At 39.7% G+C, this 9,803-nt stretch carries 9 protein-coding genes; 6 read left to right on the forward strand and 3 right to left on the reverse strand.

The genetic code is table 11. The features are described from left to right. Positions 1 to 7: 7 nt before the first annotated feature. The 3 genes from D1094_RS13945 to D1094_RS13955 all read right to left on the reverse strand — a co-directional run bounded on the left by D1094_RS13945 (position 8) and on the right by D1094_RS13955 (position 3,278). A complete protein-coding gene (locus D1094_RS13945) occupies positions 8 to 1,615 on the reverse strand; it encodes a carboxyl transferase domain-containing protein (protein WP_118960725.1) in 1,608 nt (535 codons plus the stop codon). 77 nt (positions 1,616 to 1,692) lie between these two features. After that, the gene (locus D1094_RS13950; protein WP_118960726.1) at positions 1,693 to 2,862 is read right to left on the reverse strand and encodes an isovaleryl-CoA dehydrogenase; all 1,170 of its coding nucleotides are present in this window, start codon (positions 2,860 to 2,862) and stop codon (positions 1,693 to 1,695) included. Positions 2,863 to 2,873: 11 nt separating this feature from the next. Continuing rightward, positions 2,874 to 3,278, reverse strand: a complete 405-nt coding sequence (locus D1094_RS13955) for a MerR family DNA-binding transcriptional regulator (RefSeq protein ID WP_118960727.1) — start codon at positions 3,276 to 3,278, stop codon at positions 2,874 to 2,876. 309 nt (positions 3,279 to 3,587) lie between these two features. Here D1094_RS13955 and D1094_RS13960 point away from each other — a divergent pair, with 309 nt between their 5' ends. From D1094_RS13960 to D1094_RS13985, 6 genes are read left to right on the forward strand one after another with little or no spacing between them, the layout of a single operon-like run. Then, positions 3,588 to 4,772, forward strand: a complete 1,185-nt coding sequence (locus D1094_RS13960; RefSeq protein WP_118960728.1) for an acetyl-CoA C-acyltransferase — start codon at positions 3,588 to 3,590, stop codon at positions 4,770 to 4,772. Between the two features lie 20 nt (positions 4,773 to 4,792). Further along, positions 4,793 to 5,950, forward strand: coding sequence for an acyl-CoA dehydrogenase family protein (locus D1094_RS13965; protein WP_118960729.1), 1,158 nt, complete (start codon positions 4,793 to 4,795; stop codon positions 5,948 to 5,950). Positions 5,951 to 5,983: 33 nt separating this feature from the next. After that, positions 5,984 to 6,760, forward strand: a complete 777-nt coding sequence (locus D1094_RS13970; RefSeq protein WP_118960730.1) for an enoyl-CoA hydratase — start codon at positions 5,984 to 5,986, stop codon at positions 6,758 to 6,760. A gap of 10 nt (positions 6,761 to 6,770) precedes the next feature. Next, positions 6,771 to 7,907: an enoyl-CoA hydratase/isomerase family protein gene (locus D1094_RS13975; protein ID WP_118960731.1), complete on the forward strand. Its 1,137-nt coding sequence runs from the start codon at positions 6,771 to 6,773 to the stop codon at positions 7,905 to 7,907. 30 nt (positions 7,908 to 7,937) lie between these two features. Further along, positions 7,938 to 8,828: a 3-hydroxyisobutyrate dehydrogenase gene (gene mmsB / locus D1094_RS13980; RefSeq protein ID WP_118960732.1), complete on the forward strand. Its 891-nt coding sequence runs from the start codon at positions 7,938 to 7,940 to the stop codon at positions 8,826 to 8,828. 11 nt (positions 8,829 to 8,839) lie between these two features. Beyond that, complete coding sequence (locus tag D1094_RS13985) at positions 8,840 to 9,601, forward strand: SDR family oxidoreductase (RefSeq protein ID WP_118960733.1); 762 nt, start codon at positions 8,840 to 8,842, stop codon at positions 9,599 to 9,601. The last annotated feature ends 202 nt before the right edge of the window (positions 9,602 to 9,803 follow it).

The following is a 9,803-nucleotide window of genomic DNA, read 5'->3' on the forward strand; positions in this document are numbered from 1 at the left end:
GGGGCACCTACATTCTAAAGATACCAAACTTGGTATCTTCAATTGGCTTATTAAGTGATGCAGAAATGGCTAGACCTAATACTTGCCTAGTGTCGGCAGGGTCAATAATGCCATCATCCCAAAGACGAGCTGAAGCATAATAAGGATGTCCTTGATGCTCATAATTATCCATAATTGGCTTTTTAAACTGTTGTTCTTCTTCTTCACTCCAGCTTTCGCCAAGTTTCTCTTTCTTATCTCGAGTTACTTGTGCCATTACTCCAGCTGCTTGTTCACCTCCCATAACAGAGATACGAGAATTAGGCCACATAAACAAAAAGCGCGGATCATACGCTCTACCACACATGCCGTAGTTACCCGCGCCAAAACTTCCGCCTATTAAAATGGTAAATTTAGGTACTTGTGCGGTAGCTACAGCAGTTACCATTTTAGCGCCATGCTTTGCTATACCACCTGATTCATACTGTTTGCCTACCATGAAACCAGTAATGTTTTGTAAAAAGACCAGTGGAATTTTGCGTTGAGCACAAAGTTGTATGAAATGAGCCCCTTTCTCAGCTGATTCACCAAATAGCACACCGTTATTGGCAACAATACCAACAGGGTAACCATAAATATGGGCAAAACCACATACTAAGGTGTTGCCATAAAGTGCTTTAAATTCATCAAAATGACTGCCGTCTACAATACGAGCGATAATTTCTCTCACATCGTAAGGTTGGCGAGTGTCTTTAGGAATAATGCCATAAATTTCACTGCTATCGTATGCAGGTTCGCTAACTGCTTCGAATTTAATAGACAGAGGCTTTTCGCGGTTCAAGTTACTCACAGCACTACGAGCAATCTCTAGTGCATGGTGATCGTTTTGAGCATAGTGATCAGTAACCCCAGAAGTTCTACAGTGAACATCAGCGCCACCTAGATCTTCGGCACTAACCACTTCACCTGTTGCAGCTTTAACCAGTGGTGGGCCTGCTAAGAAAATTGTTCCTTGTTCTTTAACAATGATTGACTCATCTGCCATAGCAGGTACATAGGCGCCACCAGCAGTACATGAGCCCATGACAACCGCAATTTGTGGAATATTTTGCGCAGACATATTGGCTTGATTAAAGAAAATACGGCCAAAATGCTCTTTATCAGGAAAAACATCATCTTGATTAGGTAAGTTTGCTCCACCTGAGTCGACAAGATAAATACAAGGCAGGTTATTTTCTTGAGCAATGGTTTGTGCTCGAATATGTTTTTTAACCGTCAATGGGTAATAAGTACCACCCTTAACAGTGGCATCATTAGCAACAATGACACACTCTTGACCACCAACACGTCCTATACCAGTAATAATACCAGCACAAGGTACATTGTCTTCGTAAACTTTATAGGCAGCTAGTTGTGAAAACTCAAGAAAAGGTGAGCCATTATCGAGTAATGCATTCACTCTATCGCGAGGTAATAATTTACCTCGATCGGTGTGACGTTTACGGCTTCTATCGCCACCACCTTGTTTAACATCACTTAATTTTTCGCGCAAGTCATCAACTTGGCTTTGCATATGTGCAGCATTATCAATGAAATCTTGGCTGCGAGTATTAATTTTAGAAATTATTTTAGCCACAATAAAGACCTTTATATAGGAATAGCAAGTTGGTGAAGAGCTATATTAATTTTAGAAAAATATAGCTCTCTGTATGATTAGTTCGATTCGTTAAATAGTTCGCGACCAATTAACATACGGCGAATTTCAGATGTTCCTGCACCAATTTCATACAACTTAGCATCACGTAATAAGCGACCAGCAGGGAACTCATTGATATAACCATTACCGCCGAGTAATTGAATTGCATCTAAAGACATTTTGGTTGCAAGTTCGGCAGAATATAAGATAACACCTGCAGCATCTTTACGGGTTGTTTCACCGCGATCAGCAGCTTGTGCGCACATATACGCGTATGCTTTTGCCGCATTCATTTGCGTATACATATCAGCTATTTTCCCTTGGATAAGCTGGAATTCACCAATAGATTGACCGAACTGTTTTCTGTCATGAATATATGGCACAACAAGATCCATACAAGCATCCATAATACCTAGAGGGCCGCCAGTTAGAACTAAACGTTCATAATCTAGGCCAGACATTAGAACACGAACACCTTTACCTTCTTCACCTAAAATATTTTCAGCAGGTACTTCACAGTTTTCAAACACGAGCTCACAGGTGTTAGAACCACGCATACCTAACTTATCGAGTTTTTGATGACGAGAAAAACCTGGGAAATCGCGTTCAACGATAAAAGCAGTGATGCCTTTAGAGCCTGCTGAGGTATCTGTTTTGGCATAAATAACATAAACATTTGCATCAGGCCCGTTAGTGATCCACATTTTATTACCATTTAAAATGTATTTATCACCTTGTTTGTCTGCACGTAACTTCATGCTAACGACATCAGAGCCTGCATTAGGTTCACTCATCGCTAAGGCACCAATATGCTCACCAGTACATAGTTTAGGTAAATACTTTGCTTTTTGTTCATGAGAACCATTTTTGTTTAACTGATTTAAACAAAGGTTAGACATGGCACCGTAACTTAAACCCACCGAAGCTGATGCACGCGAAATTTCTTGCATGGCAACCATATGTTCTAAGTAGCCTAAATTCGAACCACCGTATTGCTCATCGACAGTCATTCCTAGCAGACCTAGATCACCAAATTTACGCCATAAGTCAGCAGGAAATTCATTGTCTATATCTATTTGCGCGGCACGTGGTGCAATTTCATCTCGAGCAAAGGCGTTAACAGTGTCACGAATCATTTCGACGGTTTCGCCTAAATTAAAGTTGAGTGAGCTGAATTGTGAAATCATATGGGGTGTCCTTAATTTTGGTCAGCAGTTATTTTAGCTAATGTGTTTTGGCAATTACTTTCTAGATCGTTAAGCTCTAGAAGAACGGCATTTATATCTTCAAGTTGTTGCTTTAAATCATTTTTCTTTTGTGCAATCAATTTCATCATCGTAGATAACTGAGTAACACTGGTTTTATCCGCGTCATAAAGTTCGAAAAGCCTTCCTGTTTCAGCAAGCGAAAAACCTAAGCGTTTACCGCGTAGAATTAACTTTAGCCTAACTCTATCTCTTTGGTTATAAATTCGTGTTTGACCTTTGCGGCTAGGATGCAATAGACCTTGGTCTTCATAAAAACGTATACTTCGTGTTGTTATGTCGAATTCTTTTGACAATTCACTTATTGAGTATTTTGTTTGATTAACTTTCGTATTCATTGTCTTGCCGTGGTTATCATTAAATAAAGCTATAATGAATTCACCTTACATGAAGTTTACGTAAACGTAAAGTTTGCAGCTGTGGTTTTTATTCATACCGCAGTAAAATACCGGTAAAAAGTTGGCTATTAATCAAATACCATCCGCTAACTGTAACTCATAGCTTACACTCTCTAAATCGAACATAAAGACTAGTACTAAAGTTTACGTTGGCGTAAAGGTAATATTAAGTTAGGCTTAATAGATTATTTTTCGTAATTTATAAGCTTATCTATGTGGTGAGCTGCGTATCATTTTTGGAGATTTTTCATGTCGACTCACGATCCTATTGTCATTGTCTCAGCTAAAAGAACACCTATGGGTGGATTTGGTGGCTGTTTGTCAGGTGTAGATGCAACACAGCTAGGGGCATCTGCAATCAAAGCTGCTATGACTGATGCTAAAATTGCTAACGATCAAGTAGATGAAGTTATTATGGGGTGTGTATTACCTGCTGGTTTAAAACAGGCACCAGCTCGTCAAGCCGCTATTGCCGCAGAATTAGATTTATCGACAGTTTGTACCACTATTAATAAAGTGTGTGGTTCAGGAATGAAAGCTGCCATGCAAGCGCACGATGCAATTATTGCTGGCTCAATAAATGTCGCTATTGCAGGTGGTATGGAAAGCATGAGTAATGCACCGTACATTTTACCCAAAGCACGAAGTGGTATGCGAATGGGGCATGGACAAGTTATTGATCACATGATGCTGGATGGTTTAGAAAATGCCTACGATGGCATTTCAATGGGCTGTTTCGCACAAGAAACAGCGGATGAAACGGGCTTTAGCCGAGAAGAAATGGATGCTTTTGCAATTCGTTCATTAGAGCGCGCAAATAGTGCTATTGAAACAGGTGCGTTTGCTAACGAAATTACTCCGGTAACTGTTAAATCAAGGCGTAACGAAACAGTGATTGATATTGATGAGCAACCTGGTAATGCCCGTCCTGATAAAATACCGTCACTTCGCCCAGCCTTTAAAAAAGATGGCACTATAACAGCAGCTAATTCAAGTTCTATCTCTGACGGTGCCGCGGCTTTAGTGATGATGAAGTTATCTCAAGCGAAAGAGCAAGGTTTAACACCTTTATGTAAAGTTGTCGCCCACGCAACCCATGCGCAAAAACCTGCTGAATTTACCGTCGCACCTGTTGGTGCCATGAATAAGTTGCTTGATAAAGCTGGCTGGACAACAGATGACGTAGATTTGTTTGAGATCAACGAAGCGTTTGCCATGGTTACCATGTTAGCAGTTAAAAATTTAAATTTAGACATGAATAAAGTCAATATTAATGGCGGTGCATGTGCCTTAGGTCATCCTTTGGGGGCAAGTGGTGCTAGAATTATGGTGACATTAATTCACGCACTAAAAAATAAAGGCTTATCTAAAGGTGTTGCTTCTTTATGTATTGGTGGCGGAGAAGCCACAGCAATAGCGTTAGAAATGTTATAAGCAAAAATTAGGAATAGAAAATGAATTTTGATTTAACTGAAGATCAGCAAATGTTTGCTGATACGGCAAAACAATTTAGTGATAGTGAATTACTTCCTAATGCAGCGAAATGGGATCAGGAGCACATTTTCCCTAAAGACGTTATTACTAAAGCAGGAGAGTTAGGCTTTTGTGGTTTATACGCACCTGAGGATGCAGGTGGATTAGGGTTAAGTCGTCTTGACTCTTCCATCATCTTTGAACAAATGGCTATGGGCTGTACAACAACAACAGCGATGATGACCATTCATAATATGGCTACATGGATGATCGCCACATGGGGAACAAATTCTGTTAAAGAAACTTGGTGTCCTGAATTAGTCACAGGTGAAAAACTAGCATCTTACTGTTTAACTGAGCCTGGTTCTGGCTCTGATGCGGCTTCATTAAGAACAAGTGCTAAAAAAGTCGGTGACCATTATGTGGTTAATGGTTCTAAAATGTTTATTTCAGGTGCTGGTGAAACTGATGTACTTGTTGTAATGGCAAGAACAGGAGAGGCGGGACCTAAAGGTGTTTCTGCTATTGTTATTCCTGCAGATGCTGAAGGCGTTATTTATGGTAAGGCAGAAGAAAAGCTTGGCTGGAATGCTCAACCAACGCGATTAATTACCTTTGATAACGTTAAAGTTCCTGTAGAGAACTTACTTGCGTCTGAAGGTGAAGGTTTTACTTTAGCGATGAAAGGGCTTGATGGCGGTCGTATTAATATTGCGACTTGCTCTATCGGCACTGCACAACAAGCATTGAATACGGCGATGGAATACATGCAAGAGCGCCAACAATTTGGTAAACCTATTGCCGCTTTCCAAGGCTTACAATTTAAACTAGCTGATATGGCAACTGAACTAGTTGCAGCAAGACAGCTTGTTCGTTTAGCGGCATATAAATTAGATAAAAATGATCCTGAAAAAACAGCTTATTGTGCCATGGCCAAACGTTTTGCAACCGATATAGGTTTTCAAGTATGTGATGCAGCCCTGCAAATCCATGGTGGGTATGGTTATATCAAAGAATATCCAATTGAGCGCCACTTTAGAGATGTAAGGGTTCATCAGATCCTTGAAGGAACGAATGAGATCATGCGTCTTATTATAGCTAGACGACTGCTTACTGATGGTGCAGGTCAACTACTTTAACCGCACAAAAACATTTTATATTTAGGATTTTAAATGTCTGATTATTTATTAGTTGAAAAAAAAGGTAATACTGCGGTGGTAACGTTTAATAACCCACCTGCACATACATGGACAGCGCAAAGCTTAGCAGAACTTCGTGATTTAGTTTTAGCATTAAATGACGATAAAGAGATATATGCCTTAGTACTTACAGGTGGTGGGGAAAAGTTCTTCTCAGCAGGTGCTGATTTGAATGTTTTTGCCAGTGGTGATAAAGCGATAGCGCGTGATATGAGTGATATTTTTGGTCAAGCGTTTGAAACGTTATCTCAATTTAGAGGTGTATCAATAGCAGCGATTAATGGTTATGCCATGGGCGGCGGTCTTGAAGTCGCTTTAGCTTGTGATATCAGAATTGCAGAGCAGCATGCTGTAATGGCATTGCCAGAAGCAACGGTAGGTTTATTACCTTGTGCTGGTGGTACACAAAACCTTGCTATATTAGTAGGTGAAGGTTGGACCAAGCGTATGATTTTATGTGGTGAAAGACTCGACGCGACTAAAGCACAAACTATAGGTTTAGTCGAAGACGTTGTTGCATCAGGTGAAGGTTTAACATCAGCTATTGAGTTGGCTAAGAAAGTAGCTAAACAAAGCCCTGTTGCTGTGGCTGCGTGTAAGCAATTAGTACAAAAAAATCGTCATATGCCTATCAGTGAAGCGTTACCTCAAGAAAGAAAAGCATTTGTTGACTTATTTGATTCTGAAGATCAAAAAGAAGGCGTGCAAGCATTTTTAGAAAAACGTAAACCCGTTTGGCAAAATAAATAAGGCATCTACTATGACAAAGACTACCGATGTCGTTCTTTTTGAAGAACAGTTATGCGATAACGGGAAAAAAATCGCGATAGCAACGTTAAATTCACCTCGCTCATTAAATGCGTTAAGTGGTGAAATGATCGACTTGCTATATCCGCAATTATTAGCGTGGCAAAAAGCGGATGATATTGCCCTTGTCGTTTTAAAAGGTGAAGGTGAAAAAGCATTTTGTGCTGGCGGTGATATAGTTCACCTCTTTCAAGAAATGAAGAATCATCTCGGTGATTACGCGCCTGGTATAGAAGAATACTTTACTAAAGAGTACACATTAGATTATTTAATTCACAGCTATAATAAGCCATTTGTTGTATGGGGTAGCGGTATTGTTATGGGAGGGGGGCTAGGAATGATGGTTGGCGCGAGTCATCGCATTGTAACTGAATCATCACGTATTGCCATGCCTGAAATAAGCATAGGGTTATACCCTGATGTTGGTGGAAGCTATTTTCTAAATAAAATGCCAAATGGTGTAGGCTTATTTTTAGGACTTACTGGTGCGAGTATTAATGCTGCAGATGCTAAATACAGCAAGTTAGCCGACTATTTTATCTCTCAAGACAAAGAAACTCAGTTTATTGCGAATTTAAAAACGATTAACTGGGGTGATTCGGTGTCACTAAACCACGAAAAACTTTCTGCGTTAACCCTCGAGTTAGAACAACTCAGTCAAACTGAGTTACCAAAATCGTTTTTAAGAGAGCACCAAGCATTAATTTCACAATTAGTTGATGCTGATAATCTAAATACAATAGTCGAAAATATTGTAACCCATGATATTGATGATAAATGGTTTAACCGAGGCCAGAAATCACTGAAACACGGTAGCCCATTAAGTGCACAGCTTACGTATCGACAATTAGAGAAAGGACGTGGGTTAACGCTTGTTGATTGTTTTAGAATGGAACTGAACCTTTCAGTTAAATCAGGCCAGTTTGGTGAATTTGTCGAAGGGGTTCGTGCTTTGTTGATCGATAAAGATAACCAGCCTAAATGGCGTTATTCATCAATTGAAGAAGTAGATGAAAGCACAATCGATTGGTTTTTCATCGACAAGTGGGATGAAGGTAAACACCCACTCCAATCACTTACAATAAAATAAGATTTTTAAGAACTTTAAGAGGATAGGTTAATGGCAACGATTGCATTTATCGGATTAGGTAATATGGGTGGCCCTATGGCTATCAATTTAGTTAAAGCGGGTCATCAGGTTTGTGTCTTTGACTTGTCTGCTACAGCTGTAAATCAAGTGGTTGAACAAGGCGCTACAACAGCGACGAACGCATCAGATTGCGTTAAGGGGGCTGATTTTATAATTTCAATGCTTCCGGCGGGTAAACATGTAGATGCAGTTTACCTTAGTGAAGATTCAGGACTAATAAATCATATAGCACCAGGCAGTATTGTAATAGATTCTTCTACAATTGATACTGAAACATCACAAAATGTTGCAAAAGCCTTAGCAGAAAAGGGCATTGAATTTGTTGATGCCCCAGTATCTGGTGGTGTTGGTGGAGCTGTCGCTGGAACATTAAGCTTTATGGTTGGTGGCTCAATCAATGAATTTGAAAAAGTTAAGCCAATTCTATCAGCCATGGGTAAAAATATATTTCATGCGGGTGAGCATGGAGCTGGTCAAGTGGCGAAAGTGTGCAACAACATGCTTTTATCTGTTTTGATGGTTGGTACAAGTGAGGCATTACAATTAGGAATAGCTAACGGGTTAGATCCTAAAGTACTATCAAATATCATGAGTAAAAGCTCAGGTAGTAACTGGACTTTAGATGTCTACAATCCTTGTCCTGATGTTATGGATGGTGTGCCATCATCAAATGACTACCAAGGTGGATTCATGGTTGATTTAATGGCGAAAGATTTAGGTCTTGCTATGGAAACTGCTCTATTGAGTAAGTCTTCAACACCGATGGGCGCATTAGCAAGAAGTTTATATGCTATGCATGCTGCATCGGGTGAAGGTAGTAAGGATTTCTCCAGTATTTTTAAATTATTTGATAAAGAATAAAGTGAAGCAAAATGAATTTACAAGATAAAACAATTGTTATCACAGGTGGCGGACAAGGCCTTGGTAGAACAATGGCGATCAGTTTGGCAAAAAATGGAGCAAACATTGCGCTAATTGATTTAAATGAAGAATTATTACAAGAAAGTGCAGCATTAATTGAGCAAGAGGGTGTAAAGGTACGCTATTACATTGCTAATGTTAGTGTTGAAAGTGATGTTGAAACAATTTTCAGTAAGATTAATGATGATTTCAATGGTATAGATGGCTTAATCAATAATGCGGGTATATTACGCGATGGCATGTTCGTTAAAGTGAAAGACGGCAAAGTTGCGAAGAAAATGTCACTAGAAAGCTTTCAATCAGTAATTGATGTTAACTTAACAGGCGTGTTCTTGTGTGGCCGTGAAGCTGCCGTTCATATGGTTAATTCTGGTGGTGAAGGTGTGATCATAAATATGTCATCCATCGCAAGAGGTGGCAACATAGGTCAAACAAATTATGCTGCAGCTAAAGCCGGTGTTGTTGCAATGACGACGACGTGGGCAAGAGAGTTAGGGCGACACAATATTCGTGTGGGCGCTATTGCTCCAGGTGTTATTAGAACTGCTATGACCGATGCAATGAAACCAGAAATGCGAGATAGGCTAGAAAAAATGAAACCAGTCGGGCGTCTTGGTGAAGCTGAAGAAATAGCTCACACGGCAAAATATATTTTTGAAAATGATTTCTTTACTGGTCGTGTGGTAGAAATAGATGGCGGTTTATGCATGTAACAATAGTGTATGCAAAGTAAATGTCTTAATAAAAGGTTGTTTTTTGATTAAATTGTGCAACCTTTGAACACTTAGACTAGTATTAGTAAATAATTTGCTTTTAGGGGTTGACCCAGCCAATAAAATCTCTAGAATGCGCATCCACTTCCACGGGGCAACTCAAGAAGGTTTGTATAGGAAATACATAGTAGGTCAAGTCATG

It is taken from the genome of Colwellia sp. RSH04, from assembly GCF_003545765.1.
Lineage (GTDB): Bacteria > Pseudomonadota > Gammaproteobacteria > Enterobacterales > Alteromonadaceae > Colwellia.

Bases quoted from the DNA above. Each gene is read 5' to 3' on its own strand.
- D1094_RS13950 (WP_118960726.1), bottom strand. From the start codon at position 2,862: ATGATTTCACAATTCAGCTCACTCAACTTTAATTTAGGCGAAACCGTC.
- D1094_RS13955 (WP_118960727.1), bottom strand. From the start codon at position 3,278: ATGAATACGAAAGTTAATCAAACAAAATACTCAATAAGTGAATTGTCA.
- D1094_RS13960 (WP_118960728.1), top strand. From the start codon at position 3,588: ATGTCGACTCACGATCCTATTGTCATTGTCTCAGCTAAAAGAACACCT.
- D1094_RS13965 (WP_118960729.1), top strand. From the start codon at position 4,793: ATGAATTTTGATTTAACTGAAGATCAGCAAATGTTTGCTGATACGGCA.
- D1094_RS13970 (WP_118960730.1), top strand. From the start codon at position 5,984: ATGTCTGATTATTTATTAGTTGAAAAAAAAGGTAATACTGCGGTGGTA.
- D1094_RS13975 (WP_118960731.1), top strand. From the start codon at position 6,771: ATGACAAAGACTACCGATGTCGTTCTTTTTGAAGAACAGTTATGCGAT.
- mmsB (WP_118960732.1), top strand. From the start codon at position 7,938: ATGGCAACGATTGCATTTATCGGATTAGGTAATATGGGTGGCCCTATG.
- D1094_RS13985 (WP_118960733.1), top strand. From the start codon at position 8,840: ATGAATTTACAAGATAAAACAATTGTTATCACAGGTGGCGGACAAGGC.